Origin of the sequence: Rhodococcus sp. 05-2255-1e (genome assembly GCF_002259025.1) — a bacterium.
GTDB lineage: Bacteria > Actinomycetota > Actinomycetes > Mycobacteriales > Mycobacteriaceae > Rhodococcoides > Rhodococcoides fascians.
The window spans coordinates 136,475-154,096 of the sequence record NZ_NOZE01000023.1 but is presented as its reverse complement, the minus strand read 5'-3'; the positions used below and the strand labels follow the sequence as shown (position 1 = coordinate 154,096).

General features: G+C 66.7%; 14 protein-coding genes. All 14 read left to right on the top strand.

Annotated features, from left to right (window positions below):
- Positions 1 to 28 precede the first annotated feature (28 nt).
- The 14 genes from rsmH to CH262_RS15305 all read left to right on the top strand — a co-directional run bounded on the left by rsmH (position 29) and on the right by CH262_RS15305 (position 17,588).
- Positions 29 to 1,069 carry a 16S rRNA (cytosine(1402)-N(4))-methyltransferase RsmH gene (gene rsmH / locus CH262_RS15370; protein WP_032386951.1) on the top strand — a complete coding sequence of 347 codons (1,041 nt, stop codon included), beginning with the start codon at positions 29 to 31 and terminating at the stop codon, positions 1,067 to 1,069.
- Positions 1,066 to 1,848 carry a hypothetical protein gene (locus CH262_RS15365; RefSeq protein WP_256988815.1) on the top strand — a complete coding sequence of 261 codons (783 nt, stop codon included), beginning with the start codon at positions 1,066 to 1,068 and terminating at the stop codon, positions 1,846 to 1,848. The genes rsmH and CH262_RS15365 overlap by 4 nt, the downstream gene beginning before the upstream one ends.
- The gene (locus CH262_RS15360) at positions 1,845 to 3,716 is read left to right on the top strand and encodes a peptidoglycan D,D-transpeptidase FtsI family protein (RefSeq protein ID WP_027497349.1); all 1,872 of its coding nucleotides are present in this window, start codon (positions 1,845 to 1,847) and stop codon (positions 3,714 to 3,716) included. The genes CH262_RS15365 and CH262_RS15360 overlap by 4 nt, the downstream gene beginning before the upstream one ends.
- A 157-nt stretch (positions 3,717 to 3,873) precedes the next feature.
- Positions 3,874 to 5,475: a UDP-N-acetylmuramoyl-L-alanyl-D-glutamate--2,6-diaminopimelate ligase gene (locus tag CH262_RS15355; RefSeq protein WP_032386975.1), complete on the top strand. Its 1,602-nt coding sequence runs from the start codon at positions 3,874 to 3,876 to the stop codon at positions 5,473 to 5,475.
- Entirely contained in the window at positions 5,472 to 7,022 is a 1,551-nt protein-coding gene (locus tag CH262_RS15350; protein WP_032386949.1) for a UDP-N-acetylmuramoyl-tripeptide--D-alanyl-D-alanine ligase, read from the top strand. The genes CH262_RS15355 and CH262_RS15350 overlap by 4 nt, the downstream gene beginning before the upstream one ends.
- Positions 7,019 to 8,104, top strand: a complete 1,086-nt coding sequence (mraY, locus tag CH262_RS15345; RefSeq protein WP_032374350.1) for a phospho-N-acetylmuramoyl-pentapeptide-transferase — start codon at positions 7,019 to 7,021, stop codon at positions 8,102 to 8,104. The genes CH262_RS15350 and mraY overlap by 4 nt, the downstream gene beginning before the upstream one ends.
- Before the next feature lie 3 nt (positions 8,105 to 8,107).
- A complete protein-coding gene (gene murD / locus CH262_RS15340; RefSeq protein WP_032386948.1) occupies positions 8,108 to 9,568 on the top strand; it encodes a UDP-N-acetylmuramoyl-L-alanine--D-glutamate ligase in 1,461 nt (486 codons plus the stop codon).
- Positions 9,565 to 11,145 carry a putative lipid II flippase FtsW gene (gene ftsW / locus CH262_RS15335; protein WP_027497345.1) on the top strand — a complete coding sequence of 527 codons (1,581 nt, stop codon included), beginning with the start codon at positions 9,565 to 9,567 and terminating at the stop codon, positions 11,143 to 11,145. Before murD ends, ftsW begins: the two co-directional genes overlap by 4 nt.
- Positions 11,142 to 12,284, top strand: coding sequence for an undecaprenyldiphospho-muramoylpentapeptide beta-N-acetylglucosaminyltransferase (gene murG / locus CH262_RS15330; protein ID WP_218829305.1), 1,143 nt, complete (start codon positions 11,142 to 11,144; stop codon positions 12,282 to 12,284). The genes ftsW and murG overlap by 4 nt, the downstream gene beginning before the upstream one ends.
- A 65-nt stretch (positions 12,285 to 12,349) precedes the next feature.
- Positions 12,350 to 13,855 carry a UDP-N-acetylmuramate--L-alanine ligase gene (murC, locus tag CH262_RS15325; RefSeq protein WP_048318676.1) on the top strand — a complete coding sequence of 502 codons (1,506 nt, stop codon included), beginning with the start codon at positions 12,350 to 12,352 and terminating at the stop codon, positions 13,853 to 13,855.
- Positions 13,856 to 13,977: 122 nt separating this feature from the next.
- Entirely contained in the window at positions 13,978 to 14,646 is a 669-nt protein-coding gene (locus CH262_RS15320) for a cell division protein FtsQ/DivIB (RefSeq protein ID WP_230593424.1), read from the top strand.
- A gap of 175 nt (positions 14,647 to 14,821) precedes the next feature.
- Positions 14,822 to 16,096: a cell division protein FtsZ gene (gene ftsZ, locus CH262_RS15315; protein ID WP_027497341.1), complete on the top strand. Its 1,275-nt coding sequence runs from the start codon at positions 14,822 to 14,824 to the stop codon at positions 16,094 to 16,096.
- Complete coding sequence (pgeF, locus tag CH262_RS15310) at positions 16,093 to 16,854, top strand: peptidoglycan editing factor PgeF (protein WP_052057179.1); 762 nt, start codon at positions 16,093 to 16,095, stop codon at positions 16,852 to 16,854. The genes ftsZ and pgeF overlap by 4 nt, the downstream gene beginning before the upstream one ends.
- Positions 16,851 to 17,588, top strand: coding sequence for a YggS family pyridoxal phosphate-dependent enzyme (locus CH262_RS15305; RefSeq protein ID WP_032386946.1), 738 nt, complete (start codon positions 16,851 to 16,853; stop codon positions 17,586 to 17,588). The genes pgeF and CH262_RS15305 overlap by 4 nt, the downstream gene beginning before the upstream one ends.
- Positions 17,589 to 17,622: the final 34 nt, after the last annotated feature.

Below are 17,622 nucleotides of genomic sequence, written 5' to 3'. Positions count from 1 at the left end.
AAGTACGTATACGCAACCGGGAGGGACCATGACGGAGGGAGCCGGGCCGGACGAGAACGACGCGTCCGCCGACCGCACTCACCGTCGCTCCGGCGGCCCGATCCACGTCCCCGTTCGACTCGAGCGTGCCGACGAGCTTCTCGGGCCCGCAGTGGAATCGGCGGACGACCCCGACACGACTCGCGTCATGATCGACGCCACGCTCGGACTCGGCGGTCACGCCGAACACTTTCTACGAAAGTATCCCGGTCTGCACCTCATCGGACTCGATCGCGATCCTGACGCGCTCGACAAGGCGGGTGCCAGACTGGCCCCGTTCTCGGATCGAACGACTTTGGTGCACACCACATACGAGGGCATCGCCGCCGCCCTCGACGAGGCCGGGCTTCCCGCGACCTATTCCGTTCACGCCATCCTGTTCGACCTCGGAGTGTCGTCGATGCAGCTGGACGAGTCGGACCGCGGCTTCGCGTATTCCGTCGATGCACCGCTGGACATGCGGATGAATCCGACGCAGGGCATCACGGCAGCCGACGTGCTCAATACGTACTCGCACGGCGATATCGCTCGCGTGCTCAGCACCTACGGAGAAGAGCGGTTCGCAGGCAAGATCGCGTCCGCAATTCTGCGGCGACGGGAGCACACGCCGTTCACCACGAGCGGCCCGTTGGTCGAATTGCTGTATGCCGCAATACCGGCCGCGACTCGCCGCACCGGTGGGCATCCGGCAAAGCGAACTTTCCAGGCGCTGCGTATCGAGGTCAACGGGGAGCTCGATTCGCTCAAAGCTGCGGTGCCGGCCGGACTCGACGCCTTGGCCGTCGGCGGCCGCGTCGTCTTCATGTCGTATCAGTCGCTCGAAGATCGAGTTGTCAAGCAGGAGTTGGCCCCTCGGATCAAGTCTCGAAGTCCCGAGGGGTTGCCGGTCGAACTTCCCGGGATGGGTCCGGAATTTCGGCTGTTGACCAGAGGTGCGGAACGCGCCTCGGACGAGGAAATCGAAGTCAACCCACGCTCGGCCCCGGTGAGGTTGCGCGCCGCCGAACGGATTGCAAGGAGAGTGGAATGACGGTTCCAGGCACAACTGTTGGAACACAACGCCATCGGGTTCCGGCTACTCGACCCGAGCGGGCCGGCCGCGGTGGTCGGTCCGGAGCCGCATTGCGCGCCTACGAGCGCAGGCAGCAGCGTGCCTCGATACATACGTCGGATTCTGCTCGCGGTTCGGCGGCCTCACTTCGCCCGACGCTCAACGGCAGCGCCATTGCGGCTCGAATCCCGTTCGTAGCCTTGGTCATCGGTCTGCTTGCCCTCGGGCTCGGCTTGACGTTGTTGTTGACGACGCGCTCGGCGGGGGACTCCTACGACCTCAGTGCCGCCAAGGCCGTCAACGCCGAGCTCGCACAACAGCGTGCCTCCTTGCAGCGTGACGTCGAGCTCGCGGAATCTGCGCCCGAGCTCGCGCGCAAAGCCGCCGCGATCGGAATGGTCCCCGCCAAGAACCCCGCCCGCCTCGTCGTAGCCCCCGAGGGCGGTGTGCAGGTCGTCGGCACGCCCGCTCCCGCCGACGGTGCGCCGGTTGCACCCCTCGATCCGCCTCCCGCCACCGGCTCGGGGGAGGGCTCGGTTCCGAGTGCGTCGACACAGAATCCCGCACAACAGTCGGCGCAGTCGCAGACTCCGAGAAGTGCGTCGCAGCCCACCGGGCCGACGGGCACAGGTGACACCCGTGCCGCCACGCCGAGTGCGCCCAATGGTGCCGGAACTGCCGCGCTTGCTGAACAATTGGTTCCCATGAGCACCCCCTCGGCTCCCGCCCCCGGCGAATCCTCCGGTGACGAGCAGTGACCAGGCCGTCGCCTGCGTCACGTCCCCGGCCCGCAGATCGAGCGCGGCCGGGACGAAAGCGTTTGGACTCGTCCACATTTCGTTTTCGGCACGGTACGGGCCGCATCTTGATGTACGTGGCCTTGGCGGTCGTCGCGGCACAGTTGCTGTGGATTCAAGGATTCGATGCGCCGACACTGTCGGCCGAGTCCGCCTCGCAGCGCACCACCACCCTCGTCGATCCGGCGATGCGCGGCTCGATCCTCGATCGCAACGGAAACCCGATCGCTTTCACCATGGAAGCGAAAGCGCTGACGTTCCAGCCGGTCCGGGTTCGTAGAGAACTCGACGAGGCACGCGCGAAGGATCCGACGAAGCCGGAAACCGACAAGTACCTCGACGACATCGCCGAGCGGATCCACAGCGATCTCGGTGACGTCGTCAGCAAGAAGGATCTGCTCGCGAAACTGAAGAGCAACGACGAATTCACCTATCTGGCACGGGGTGTGGACGCCACCGTGGCGTCGAACATCAGCAAGGAATTCAAGCAGGTCGGGCTCGAACGTCAGGACATCCGCGAGTACCCGGGTGGCTCGCTCGCCGCGAACATCGTCGGGGCCACCGGGTGGGACGGACACGGCCTGCTCGGGCTCGAGGATTCGCTCGACGCCACGCTCGCCGGTACCGACGGATCGCAGACCTACGATCGCGGCTCCGACGGGGCCGTCATTCCCGGCAGCTGGCGCGACAAGCAGCCCGCGGTCAACGGCTCGAACGTGGAACTGACCATCGACGCGGACCTGCAGTACTACGTACAGCAGCAGGTGCAGCTGGCGAAAGATCTGTCCGGGGCCAAGAATGCGTCTGCCTACGTTCAGGATTCGCACACCGGCGAAGTGCTGGCCATGTCGAACGACAACACGTTCAACCCCGGAATCGGCGTCGGAAACAACGAACGGACCAAGGAGATGGGCAATCTGCCCGTCACGACGCCGTTCGAGCCCGGTTCGGTCAACAAGATCATCACTGCTGCAGCCGCTATCGAGTACGGGCTCACCACACCCGACGAGGTGCTGCAGGTACCGGGCAACATCTTCATGTCCGGTGTCTCGGTCCGGGACGCCTGGGAACACGGAGTTGCGCCGTACACCTCCACCGGAGTGTTCGGTAAGTCCTCCAACGTGGGGACTCTGATGCTGGCCCAACGTGTCGGCGAGGATCGGTATGCCGACATGCTGAACAAGTTCGGCCTGGGCCAGCGCAGCGACGTCGGCCTCCCCAATGAGAGCGCAGGCAGCGTGCCCAGCCGCGATCAGTGGTCGGGCGGTACCTTCGCCAACCTGCCGATCGGGCAGGGTCTGTCGATGACGCTCCTGCAGATGACCGGGATGTACCAGGCGATCGCCAACGACGGTGTGCGCATCCCGCCTCGGATCGTCGCGGCAACGGTGGACGCCAACGGCGAACGAACCGAGACACCGCGACCCGACGGGGTGTACGTGGTCAGTCCCGATACCGCGAAGACGGTCCGCAACATGTTCCGGTCGGTCACCCAGGACGACAACGGAAATCAGCGCGGTACCGGAGTCGCCGCTGGTGTCGAGGGCTACCAGATCAGTGGTAAGACCGGCACGGCCCAGCAGGTCGATCCCGAGTGCAAGTGCTACTCGAACTCGAAGTACTGGATCACGTTCGCGGGTATCGCTCCGGCCGACGATCCTCGCTACGTGATCGGGATCATGCTGGACGCGCCGTCCCGCAGTGCCGACGGCTCGGGAGGGCAGTCGGCCGCACCGCTGTTCCACAACATCGCCAGCTGGCTGTTGCAGCGCGACAGTGTTCCGATGTCCGCAGACCCGGGCCCCAAGTTGGTTCTTCAGGCCGACTGAGGCTCGAATCTGTCGGTCCGGGAATCGGGGCGGCAGCATGCCGATCACGGTCGCCGGTAATCTGACACATCGGCTCGAGGCGTGTTCGTCGATCAGCCACCGCAGCGTGTTCGAGCTGACGCAGTGTGCGGTGGAAGTACAGAGGAAGGGAGCAGGAGTGACTGTGTCATCGGATTCACAACCCGCTCCGGGGTCTCGGCCGGCGAATCCGCCGCACACCGACGTATCCGACGTGGCGTCCGCTGTCGGTGCAACGATCGAGTGGGGACACCTCGACGGAGTGCAGGTCACCGGAATCGATCTGCGAGCGCAGTCCGTTCGTCCCGGCGATCTCTTCGCCGCGCTACCCGGATCCGCTCGGCACGGAGCCGAGTTCACCGCCGACGCGATCGAGCGGGGTGCAGCGGCGGTCTTCACCGACCCATCCGGTGCCGACATCGTCCGCGGCGTCCTCGCCACCGCCGATCGCCAGGTTCCCGTCCTCGTGCACGACCGACCACGCCAGGTGCTCGGAACCGTGTCCGCTCTCGTGTACGGCAATCCGTCGTCGAAGATGACGGTCGTCGGAATCACCGGCACGTCGGGCAAGACGACGACCGCGTACCTCGTGGAGGCCGGCCTGACAACCGCCGGCCGCCGCTGCGGACTGATCGGCACGATCGAGACCCGCGTAGTGGGCCGGCACGTACCGAGCGCTCTCACCACCCCCGAGGCTCCGCAGTTGCATGCGCTCTTCGCCGTCATGGTCGAGGCCGGAGTCGACACCGTGGTGATGGAAGTGTCCTCCCATGCGTTGTCCCTCGGCCGAGTCGACGGCACCGACTTCGCGGTCGGCGCGTTCACCAACCTGTCCCAGGATCATCTCGACTTCCACGACTCGCTCGAGGACTACTTTCTGGCCAAGAGCCGGCTGTTCGGGGTCGATTCGCCGGTCCGGGCAGACACAGCTGTCGTGTGCGTCGACGATGCCTGGGGAGTGCGGATGGCCGATATCGCCCGGTCGGCAGGATCCACGGTCGTCACGGTGTCCACCGGTGCCGACTCGCAGTGGACCGTCTCCGAGTGGGCCAAGCACGACGACGGAACGCAGTCGTTCACCGTTGCCGATCCGAATGGAACGTCGTTGCCGGTGTCGGTGCGTCTGCCGGGTCGCTACAACGTCGCCAACGCCGTGCTCGCGCTCGCGACCTGCGAAGCGGCAGGCGTGGATGCCGCGACGGCGGCGCCCGGAATCGCGACCGTCGACGTGCCCGGTCGAGTGCAACGAATCGATCGTGGCCAGGACTTCCTCGCGGTGGTCGACTACGCCCACAAGCCCGCTGCGGTCGAAGCGGTGCTGGCGACTCTGCGAGAGTCGTCCCGTGGACGTATCGCCGTCGTGTTGGGTGCCGGCGGGGATCGAGACACCGCCAAGCGCCCTCTGATGGGCGCGGCCGGAGCGCGCGGTGCCGACCTGCTCGTGGTGACCGACGACAATCCGCGCAGTGAGGATCCGGCAGCGATACGGCATGCCGTCGAAGACGGTGCACTGTCGGTGCCCGACGACGCTCGTGGCGAAGTACGAAATGTCGAAGGCCGCGCAGCGGCGATAGAACAAGCCGTGGCGTGGGCACGTGAGGGGGACGTTGTGTTGATCGCAGGTAAAGGACACGAGACGGGCCAGGAGGTGGCGGGGGTGAAGTATCCGTTCGACGACCGAGTGGTACTCGCATCGGCCATAGATGCACGACTGGTCACCACGAGCGCAGGCGCACGGTGATACCGCTCTCGATCGCTCGCATCGCCGAGATCGTCGGCGGCGAACTGCACGACGTAGCGGACCCGACGGTGCTGGTCGCCGGGCCGGTGGAGTTCGACTCACGCAAGGTCACACCCGGCAGTGTCTTTCTCGCCCTGCCCGGTGCCAAGGTGGACGGCCACGAGCACGCGGCCGACGCCGTGGCCGCAGGCGCTGCTGTCGTTCTCGCGGCGCGTCCGGTGGGCGTCCCGGCTGTCGTCGTTCGGCCGGCGCCGCACTCGAGCCGTGCGATGGCACTCGAGCACGACCCGGAGGGGGCCGGCGCTGCGGTGCTGACCGCGCTCGGTGCGTTGGCCCGGGAATCGGTGCTCGAACTGACCGCGCACCACGACCTGACCGTGGTGGGCGTGACGGGATCGTCGGGCAAGACGTCGACGAAGGATCTCATCTCGGCGGTGCTGCGTCCGCTCGGATCCGTGGTGGCCCCACCCGGATCGTTCAACAACGAACTCGGGCATCCATGGACTGCTCTGCGGGCCGACGCCGACACCGACTTCCTCGCCCTCGAGCTGTCCGCCCGGGGAATCGGTCACATCGCCGAGCTCGCCAGGCTTGCGCCGCCGCGGATCGGGGTGGTCCTCAACGTCGGAACCGCGCACCTGGGCGAGTTCGGTTCACGTGCCGCCATTGCGCTGGCCAAGGGTGAACTGGTCGAGGCACTGCCCGCTGCTGCGGACGGCGGCGTGGCGATCCTCAACATCGACGATCGTCTGGTCGCCGAGATGGCGACACGCACGAAGGCGGCCGTCGTCACCGTCGGACTCAACGCGGACGCCGACGTCCGGGCTGTCGACGTCGTGGTCGACACCGATGCGCGGGCGTCGTTCACGCTCGTGTGTGCGGCAGGCACGGCGCACATCACCCTGGCGGTGCACGGTGAACATCAGGTGGGCAACGCCCTGGCTGCCGCGGCCGTCGCGCTCGAGTGCGGGGCCGGCGTGGCCCAGGTTGCCGAAGCGCTCTCGACCGCGGTACCCACCTCGATCCGTCGGATGGATGTACGCACCCGCGCGGACGGCGTCACCGTCATCAACGACTCGTACAACGCGAATCCCGATTCGATGCGGGCCGCCCTCAAGGCGCTGGTGTCGATGTCGCGGCGAGACGACGGGCCCAAGCGGCGCAGTTGGGCGGTGCTGGGGGAGATGGCCGAGCTCGGCGGCGAATCGGTGGTGGAGCACGATGCGATCGGTCGGCTCGCCGTCCGCCTGGACGTCGATCGGTTGATCATCGTCGATTCGGGTCGGCCCACACGTGCGCTGCATCAGGGTGCCGTCATGGAAGGGTCCTGGGGCGAGGAATCGATGCTCGTACCCGACCGCGAGACAGCCATCGCCGTGCTCGAGGACGAGGTTCGCGCCGGCGACATCGTTCTGGTCAAGGCCTCGCAGTCGGGCGCGATGTGGACCGTTGCCGAGGCCTTGTTGGCCGAACCGTCGGCCGACGCCCTGTTGGCCGAACCGTCGGCCGACGCCCTGTTGGCCGATTCGTCGGAGGGCGAGCAGTGAGACAGATCCTGTTCGCCGGAGGGATCGCACTTGCAGTCGCAATTCTGCTGACTCCGGTGCTCATCAAGACCTTCTCGAAACAGGGCTTCGGCCAGGAGATCCGGGTCGAGGGCCCGGCGAGCCATCAGTCCAAGCGCGGTACTCCCACCATGGGCGGCGTGGCGATCCTGGTCGGGATCTGGGCGGGCTACTGGGGCTCGCACCTGATCGGCATCGGATACGACGCCGAGGGGCCGTCGGCCTCGGCTCTACTCGTACTCGGCCTGACCACCGTGCTCGGCCTCGTCGGCTTTCTCGACGACTTCATCAAGATTCGTAAGCAGCGGAACCTCGGTCTGAACGCCACCGGCAAATACGTCGGCCAGATCACCGCGGCGGTGCTGTTCGCCATCCTGGTCCTGCAATTTCGCAGCGACGACGGATTGACTCCGGGCAGCACTCAACTGTCGTATGTGCGCGACATCGCAACGTGGTCGATGTCGGCTGCTGTTTTCGTGTTCTTCGTCTGTCTGCTGGTGATCGCGTGGTCCAATTCGGTCAATCTCACCGACGGCCTCGACGGCCTGGCTGCCGGGTCCATGACATTGGTCCTCGGGGCGTACACCGTCATCACCTTCTGGCAGTACCGGCAGGCGTGTGCAGGACCGGCCGGTCCTGCGCCGGGTTGCTACGACGTACGCGACCCTCTCGACCTGGCCCTGGTGTGCGCGTCGGCGGCCGGTGCGTGCATCGGTTTCCTGTGGTGGAACGCCGCGCCCGCCAAGATCTTCATGGGCGATACCGGATCCCTCGCTCTGGGCGGTCTGATCGCAGGACTGTCCGTGGTCACCAAGACCGAACTGATCATGGTGGTCATCGGCGCGTTGTTCGTCGCCGAAGCAGCGTCGGTCGTCATCCAGGTCGCAGTGTTCCGGTCGAGTCGGAGACGCGTGTTCCGAATGGCCCCGTTCCATCACCACTTCGAGTTGGCCGGTTGGGCCGAGACGACGGTCATCATCAGGTTCTGGTTGCTCGCCGCGATCGCGTCGGCCGTCGGCTTGGCACTGTTCTACAGCGAATACCTCGCGGCTGTGGGCGGTTAGGCAATGACCGAAGCCTCGACCCATCTGTCCTGGTTGCGCGATAGTTCGGTGCTGGTCACCGGTGCGCGCATCTCCGGGCTGGCCGTCGTACGCCCACTGCTGGACCTCGGCGCACTCGTGACCGTCACCGACTCGAACCGAGCTGCGCTCGACGAGGCGTCGGCGCTCGGTGCTGCCGTGGTGGTTCAGGACGATCTGCTCGCCGATCCGGACGCGATCGCGGCCTTTGCGCTCGTCGTCACCAGTCCCGGGTTCCGGCCGGACTCTCCGGTGCTGGCTGCGGCCGCCGACCACGCCGTCCCGGTGTGGGGCGACGTGGAGTTCTCGTGGCATCTCGACCGCGCCGAGGTGTACGGCCCGCGCGCTCGTTGGCTGGTTGTCACCGGTACGAACGGTAAGACGACCACCACCTCGATGCTCGCGTCGATCCTCGACGCTGCCGGAATCGACTCCGTCGCCTGCGGAAACATCGGCCTCCCCATCGCCGACGCGTTGCGCGGTGCCCGGCATCCCCGTGTCCTCGCGGTCGAGCTGTCGTCCTTCCAGCTGTTCTGGGCACCGTCGGTTCGTCCCGCGGCGGGGGTGGTGCTCAACATCGCCGAGGATCATCTGGACTGGCACGGGGGCATGGACGGTTACGTCGAGGCCAAGGCTCGCGCGTTGAGCGGGGACGTCGGGGTCGTCGGACTCGACGACGCGGTGGCGGCCGGTCTGCGGGCGGGGGCACCGGCTGAGACGGTCGTCGGTTTCCGCCTGGACGAACCCGCCGCGGGCGAGCTGGGAGTGCGGGCGGGAATGCTCGTCGATCGTGCGTTCGGGGACAACGTCGAGTTGCTCCGGGCCGACGAGGTGGAACCGAGTGGCCCGTCCGGTGTGCTCGACGCGTTGGCCGCGGCTGCGTTGGCGCGATCGATCGGTGTCGACGCCGAGGCCGTCCGAAACGGTTTGCGGACGTACCGGGTGGGACCGCATCGGGCCGCAGTGGTGCGTGAACTCGGTGGGGTGACGTTCGTCGACGATTCCAAGGCGACGAATCCGCATGCCGCGCGCTCGTCGATCCTCGCGCACGATCGGGTCGTGTGGATCGCGGGCGGGTTGTTGAAGGGTGCGGTGATCGACGATCTGGTCGTCGAGATCGCCGATCGGCTCGTGGCTGCGGTGGTGTTGGGCCGCGATGGGATGCAGATCGCAGAGGCTTTGGCGCGACACGCCCCCGATGTTCCGGTCGTCAGGCTCCCTTCGGGAGACGATGCTGGTGTGACTCATGAGGCTGAAGATGCAGATGCGGTGATGCGAGCGGCCGTCGACCACGCTGCGGGGTTCGCCGCCTCCGGCGATACCGTCCTGCTGGCCCCCGCGGCTGCGTCGTTGGACATGTTCGTCGATTACGGTCACCGCGGCCGAAGCTTCGCCGAGTCCGTCGAGCGCCTCGACATCGCCGCCCTCGGATCGCCGCGATCGTGACCACCGCAGCTCGACCGGCGCGTCCACCTCGTCGCACTACCACGCCGCGCACCCGAATCGGGCTGTGGTTCGGTCGGCCGCTGGCGTCGTTCCACCTCATCGTCACGATCGCGGTGCTGCTCACCGTGCTCGGACTGGTGATGGTGCTGTCCGCGTCGTCGGCCGAATCGTTCGCAGCCGACGAGTCCGGCTACGCGCTGTTCACACAACAGCTGATCGGTGTCGCACTGGGTGTGGTCGCGTTCTATGCGGCGCTTCGGCTGCCGGTGCGATACCTGCGCAAATTGTCGTTCCCGCTCTTCCTGGTCTCGATCACGATGTTGATGCTGGTGTTGATCCCCGGTATCGGTGCCGAGCGTCAGGGCGCACGGCGTTGGTTCGACTTCGGTGTCGTCTCGTTCCAGCCGTCCGAGCTGGCGAAGGTCGCGTTGGTTCTGTGGGGAGCGCACCTGCTGGCCTCCCGTCGCAGTGAGCACGGCAACATCAAGTCGCTGCTGGTGCCGTTGCTGCCTGCGGGCCTGCTCATGTGTCTGCTCGTCGTGCTCCAGCCCAACCTCAGTACCGCGATCGCCCTGGGCATCATTCTCGTCGCACTGCTGTGGTTCGCCGGCCTCAACGCCCGGCTGTTCGGAGCAGTCCTGGTGACCGGTTTGGCTCTGGCGACCGTGCTCGCGTTCACCGCCGGCTACCGCTCGAACCGCGTCAAGGCCTGGCTCAACCCGGGGGAGGACACCCAGGGTCTGTCGTATCAGTCCACCCAGGCCAAGTACTCCTTGGCCGACGGCGGACTGTTCGGTCGCGGATTGGGACAGAGTCGCGCGAAATGGAGCTATCTCCCCAACGCGCACAACGACTTCATCTTCGCGATCATCGGCGAGGAGCTCGGCATGATCGGCTGCCTCGCCGTCATCGGATTGTTCGGTCTCTTCGTCTACACCGGCCTGCGCATCGCGATGCGGTCGGTCGATCCGTTCCTGCGTCTGTTGACTGCAGGCGCAACGTGCTGGGTGTTCGGTCAGGCCATGATCAACATCGGTTATGTGGTCGGGCTGCTGCCGGTGACCGGTCTGCAGCTGCCGCTGGTGTCCTACGGCGGTACGTCCACGGCCATCACGCTGTTGATGTTCGGGATCATCGCCAGTGCGGCCCGACACGAACCGGAAGCCATCGCCGCGCTGCACGCCGGGCAAGAGGGTCGTATCGCCCGAGCTCTGAGATTGCCGCTGCCTGCTGTCTTCTCGCCGAAGCGGGCCGCGATGGCACGCTCCAAATCCACCCGTCCCACGTTGGCGGCGCAGGATCGCACACGTCTCGAGTCCCGCAAGAACAAGGACGGCCGCGGGGCACGGTCACCCGAGCCCGGACGTACCCGGGTGTCGAGTTCACGGGTGGACACGGCCGGCCCCAACGGGTCGGCCAGGAACGCCCCCCGTGGCCACGCCCGCCGTGCCGAGCCCCAACGCCGAGACACCGGCAGCGGGTACGCCGCCGGACCTCGGTCGCCGTATCGGCCGCGTCCGGAACCGCAACCCGGTCGTCCGCCGGTCCGCTCGGGTGAGCGAGGATATCGACGGTGAAGCAGACATCGAGGCCGATATCCGTGGTGGTGGCCGGAGGCGGAACCGCCGGACACATCGAGCCCGCGCTCGCCGTGGCCGACGCCCTACGCGAGCTCGACCCCACCGTCACCGTCACCGCCCTCGGCAGCAGCCGGGGGCTCGAAACGACACTGGTACCTGCCCGCGGCTACGCGCTGGAACTGATACCGCCCGTGCCGCTGCCTCGCAAGCCCACTCTCGACCTGGTGAAGTTACCGGTTCGGGTCGCACGGTCGGTGCGTCGAACCCGGGAGATCTTCGCTGCGGTCGAGGCCGATGTACTGGTCGGATTCGGCGGCTACGTCGCGCTGCCTGCGTATCTCGCTGCCCGCGGTCGACTTCTCGGTCGCGGCGGCCGTATTCCGGTGATCATTCACGAGGCCAATGCCCGCGCCGGCATCGCGAACAAGGTCGGTGCACGCAGCGCCGAACGAGTCCTTGCCGCCGTCGCCGGATCTGGTATCTCTGCATCGGGGTCCGTGGATGCAGAAGTGATCGGAATTCCGGTGCGGCCCACCATCACCGGTCTCGATCGCGCAGCGATGCGGTCGCAGGCTCGCGCTCATTTCGGTCTGCCCGAACACGGGCCGGTGCTGCTGGTGTTCGGCGGTTCACAGGGCGCGCGTTCACTCAACGACGCAGTGTCCGGTGCCGCGGCCGCCCTTGCCGCCGCCGGCATCTCGGTTCTGCACGCACACGGTCCCAAGAACACACTCGACGTGGAGCAGAGCAATCCGGATGCTCCGTACGTCGCAGTGCCCTACATCGACCGGATGGACCTGGCCTACGCGGCGGCCGGCCTCGCGATCTGCCGGTCCGGTGCCATGACGGTCGCCGAAGTCTCCGCGACCGGGCTTCCTGCCGTGTACGTGCCTCTACCGCACGGCAACGGTGAGCAGGAGCTCAATGCCCGTCCCGTCGTCGACGCCGGAGGTGGCATCCTGGTAGCCGACGCGACGCTGAGCGCGCAGTACGTGACCGACACGGTCGTGGCTTTGGTGGCCGACACCGAGCGCATCGCCGCGATGTCCCGTGCTGCGGCAGGAGCCGGTCACAAGGGTGCTGCGGCTGCTGTCGCGCAGATCGTGCTCGATACCGCGCACGCGGCGCGGCGCTGAACCGGGCGGCGGCGAGAATGCCACAGAACGAGGGAGACGTCCGCGTGACAACTGAGGGTGCGGCGATGTCGGAGTTGCCGGCAGAGCTCGAACGGGTGCACATGGTGGGAATCGGCGGTGCCGGGATGTCCGGCATCGCACGCATTCTGCTGGCGCGCGGTGGTCAGGTGTCCGGATCGGATGCCAAGGAATCGCGCGGGGTGTTGGCGCTGCGAGCCCGCGGTGCGCTGGTGCGAATCGGGCACGATGCAAGCGCACTGGACATGATCGACGGCGGCCCCACCGTGGTCGTGACGACCCACGCGGCCATACCCAAGACCAACCCCGAACTCGTCGAAGCTCGCGATCGCGGGATTCCGGTGGTGTTGCGGCCCGCCGTCCTCGCGTCGTTGATGGAGGGATACCGCACCCTGCTGGTGTCGGGCACGCACGGGAAGACGTCGACCACATCGATGTTGGTCGTCGCACTGCAGCACTGTGGGTTCGACCCGTCGTTCGCGGTCGGCGGTGAGCTCAACGAGGCCGGAACCAACGCGCATCACGGCAGTGGCGACGTCTTCGTCGCCGAGGCGGACGAGAGTGACGGTTCGCTGTTGCAGTACTCGGCGAACGTGATCATCGTGACGAACATCGAGGCCGATCATCTCGATTTCTTCGGTACGACCGAGGCCTACGTGAAGGTGTTCGACGATTTCGCCGCGCTGCTGCACCCGGGCGGTGTGCTGGTTGCATGCATGGACGATCCGGGTTCGGCAGCTCTGGCCCGCCGCGTGGTCGAGAAGAATCTTCCCGGAGTGACGGTGCTCGGCTACGGGTCGTCCGACGTCGACGCCGGACCGGTGGAGATGGCCGTTCGTCTGTTGGCCTGGGAGCCCGAGGACATCGGGGGCGTCGCGCAGTTGCAGATCGCCGGTGAGGACTCTGCCCGCACGGTTCGGCTGGGAGTACCGGGACGGCACACCGCCCTCAACGCCCTGGCGGCGTTCGTGGCTGCCCGCCAGGTGGGCGCGGGGGTCGAGGAGTTGCTGGCCGGGCTGACCGGATTCGGGGGAGTGCACCGGCGGTTCCAGTTCACCGGACGCGAGCACGGAGTCCGAGTGTTCGACGACTACGCCCATCACCCCACCGAGGTGCGGGCTGTGCTGACCGCTGCGCAGGCGTTGGTCGCGGGTCAGGCCCTCGAGGGTGGCGAGCGGGGGCGGGTCGTGGTGGTGTTCCAACCGCATCTGTACTCGCGCACTGCGACGTTCGCCGAGGAATTCGGTACCGCACTGTCGTTGGCCGACGAGATCGTGGTGCTCGATGTCTACGGCGCTCGCGAGGAACCCCTGCCCGGTGTGACCGGTGCCTTGGTCGCAGCGTCGGTGACCAAACCGGTGAACTATCAACCGGATCTGTCGTTGGTCGCCAAGCAGGTGGCCAATCTCAGTCGTCCCGGCGACGTGGTGATCACGATGGGTGCGGGCGACGTGACCATGCTCGGCGGGCCCATTCTCGACGCCCTTCGTTCCAAGACCGATTTCGGTGCCACGACCGGCCGCGCGGTACCGAAGGATCGGCCGTCGACGTGACTCGTCGGTCCGATCGAGACCGCGCTTCCAGATCGGAACCCGTTGCCGGGCAGGGTGATTCGACGTCGTCGGTCACAGACAGGCAAGCTCGCGCGCAGGCCAGGGAAGAAGAGCGCGCTCGCGTGAAACGGTCACGCCGTCGCGCGGTGCTTGCCGTCGTGGCGGTTGTCGCAGTGATCGTCGGGTCGGCAGTACTGGTCTACTTCACGCCGCTGCTGTCGGTTCGGACGATTTCGGTCGTGGGAGCCTCGTCGGTGTCCGAACAGGAGATCCTCGACCGACTCGAGGTGCCGACCGGCCTGCCGCTGGTCCGGGTAGACGCCGCGGCCGCGGCCCAGCGTGTTGCGTCGATACCGGAGCTGGCATCGGTTCGGGTGCAACGGAAATACCCGTCCACCGTGCAGGTCACCGTCGAAGAACGTGTCCCGGTGGCGTTCGTCGATTCTCCCGACGGCACTCACTTGCTCGATGCAACCGGCGTGGACTTCGCCGTCGCACCGCCTCCGCCCGGGGTGGTCCGACTGGTGACCGACAATCCTGTCTTCGGCGATCCGGTGACGAAAGATGCACTGGCTGTGCTCGATTCGCTGCCGCCGCTGATTCGAGGTCAGGTCGGCGAAGTGCGCGCGAGCACGCTGTCCGACATCTCGATCCTCCTGTTGGACGGGCGTACCGTCGTGTGGGGGAACAAGGACAACTCCGAGCGCAAGGGGGCGGTGGCCATCGCGTTGCTGTCGCAACCGGGTCAGATTTTCGACGTGTCCAGCCCCGATCTTCCGACCACGAAGTAGCGACGGGCCCTAAAGGCTCATATTTTCGGCGCGGCATCGGCGCGCCTAATGGCGATCGTGGCCGTCGGTGAATAGCGTTCCGATCAGTCGAGTACTTGACATAACTCTAAGCCTGTGGTTTAGGTTGAGGGTTTTCCACATTTTTCGAGCAACAATCCACGGAAGGCGAGAGCCCATGACGCCCCCGCACAACTACCTCGCCGTAATCAAGGTCGTCGGCATCGGCGGCGGCGGCGTGAACGCGGTCAACCGGATGATCGAACAGGGACTCAAGGGAGTCGAGTTCATCGCCGTCAACACCGACGCTCAGGCCTTGCTGATGAGTGACGCCGACGTCAAGCTCGACGTCGGCCGTGAGCTGACTCGCGGACTCGGTGCCGGTGCCGACCCCGAGGTGGGTCGCCGCGCAGCGGACGACCACAAGGACGAGATCGAAGAGGTCCTCAAGGGTGCCGACATGGTCTTCGTCACCGCAGGTGAGGGCGGCGGAACCGGTACCGGTGGCGCTCCCGTCGTCGCCAACATCGCGCGCAAGCTCGGCGCGCTGACCGTCGGCGTCGTGACGCGCCCGTTCTCTTTCGAGGGCAAGCGCCGTGGTGGCCAGGCCGACACCGGTATCCAGCAGCTGCGTGAATCCTGCGACACGCTCATCGTCATTCCCAACGATCGTCTGCTTCAGCTCGGCGACGCGGCCGTCAGCCTCATGGATGCGTTCCGCAGTGCCGACGAGGTCTTGCTCAACGGTGTTCAGGGCATCACCGATCTGATCACCACCCCCGGGCTGATCAACGTCGACTTCGCCGACGTCAAGGGCGTCATGTCCGGCGCAGGCAGTGCGCTGATGGGCATCGGTTCCTCCCGCGGTGAAGGCCGCGCGATCAAGGCCGCGGAATCCGCGATCAACTCGCCGCTGCTGGAAGCGTCCATGGAAGGTGCCCGCGGAGTGCTGCTCTCCATCGCGGGTGGCTCGGATCTCGGCCTGTTCGAGATCAACGAGGCCGCCTCGCTGGTCCAGGAAGCTGCGCACATCGACGCCAACATCATCTTCGGAACCGTCATCGACGACTCTCTCGGTGACGAGGTTCGTGTCACCGTCATCGCCGCCGGGTTCGACGGAGGAACGCCCACGCGTCGTCCGGTCGAGGCAGCGGCATCCACCCGTGGCCCGATCGGATCGGCGCGCTCGGGGGAGGTCTCCTCACGCTCCAACGACAGCTCCGAGGGCGCTGTGTTCCGCGACCCGGTCGGCGCACCCAGCGGATCGAGCCTGCCCCCGCTGAACTCGTCCAGCTCGTCGAACCGCGAATCGTCCAGTCGCGAGTCCGCAGCCGGTCACGGCCGGGATTCCGGTGGTCAGGGCCGCGAGTCGGTCGGATCCGGACGCCGCGTTCCCGTCGCCGAGGACGACGGCGAAGACGAGGTCGACGTACCGTCCTTCATGCGGCGGTGAGTGACTCCTTTCGGGTCAGGCGGGTGTCGACGACGCGAGCAGGCGGCGTGTCGGCCCCGCCGTTCGACACCTTCAATCTCGGTGACCACGTAGGCGACGACCCGGCTGCTGTCGAGGCCAACCGTCGACGCCTCGGTGACCGGTTGGGTATGGGCATCGAACGCTTGGTGTTCATGGAACAGGTCCACGGCCGCACCGTCACGGTGGTGGACGGGCCGGTGTCCGAGCCCGTTCCCATGACCGATGCGTTGGTGACGACGCAGCGCGATCTCGCGCTCGTGGTGTTGACGGCCGACTGTGTTCCGGTATTGCTGTCCGACGAAGAGGCGGGCGTGATCGCCGCGGTACACGCCGGCCGCGTCGGTGCCCGCATCGGCATCATTCCTCGAGTACTTGCGTCGATGGTCGAGCTGGGCGCGGTCCCGGAGAGGATCGGGGCCTTCCTCGGCCCGGCGGCCAGTGGGCGTCAGTACGAGGTACCCGCCCACATGCGCGCCGACGTCGACAAGCATCTTCCCGGAAGCGCGACGACGACGGTTCGGAACACCCCCGGTCTCGATATCCCGGCAGGTGTGCGCGCGCAGCTGATCGCCGCAGGACTGCACGGAGTGGCTCAGGATCCCCGGTGCACCATCGAGGATCGCACCCTGTTCAGCCATCGCCGGGAGGGTTCGACCGGCCGTATCGCGAGCGTCGTGTGGATGGATTCCGCATCCGCGGACGAGGTTCCCGACTCCGGCCAGGAGAGGATGTCGTGAGCGAGCCCACCGACCGAGCTGCCGAGATCGCCGCCGCGTTGGCGTCGGTACGCGAACGACTGGCGCGAGCATGTGCGGACGCAGGTCGAGAAGACTCGACCGTGACTCTGCTGCCGGTGACGAAGTTCTTCCCCGCGTCCGACGTTCGGATCCTGTACGAGCTGGGCTGCCGTGAGTTCGGCGAGTCCAGAGAGCAGGATGCGTCGCCCAAGGTGGCCGAGACCGCCGAAGAGTTCCGCGGTGATCCGCCGCGGTGGCACATGATCGGGCATCTCCAGCGAAACAAGGCGAAGTCCATCGCTGCGTGGGCGCACTCCATTCACTCGGTGGACAGTGCTCGATTGGTCACCGCGCTGTCCAAGGCCACCGAGACAGCACTCGACGACGGCGCTCGGACGACGCCGCTCGACGTCCTCGTTCAGGTCAGTCTCGATGGCGATGTCCACCGCGGCGGCGTCGAACGCGGGGACCTGTACGAGTTGACCGACGCGGTGTCGACCGCACCCGGCTTGCGTCTGGCGGGACTGATGGCCGTACCTCCGTTGGACGCCGATGCGGACGCTGCGTTCGGTGATCTCGAGGTGCTGCATCAGCGACTTCTGCGTGATCATCCCGATGCCCGCGAGTTGTCGGCCGGTATGACGGGGGACCTGGAAGCTGCTGTGCGACACGGATCGACGTGCGTGCGTGTCGGTACCGCAATACTCGGTGCGCGGCCGATAGCCTCCCAATAACAGTCCACGGATCACATCAGTCACAACAGACACT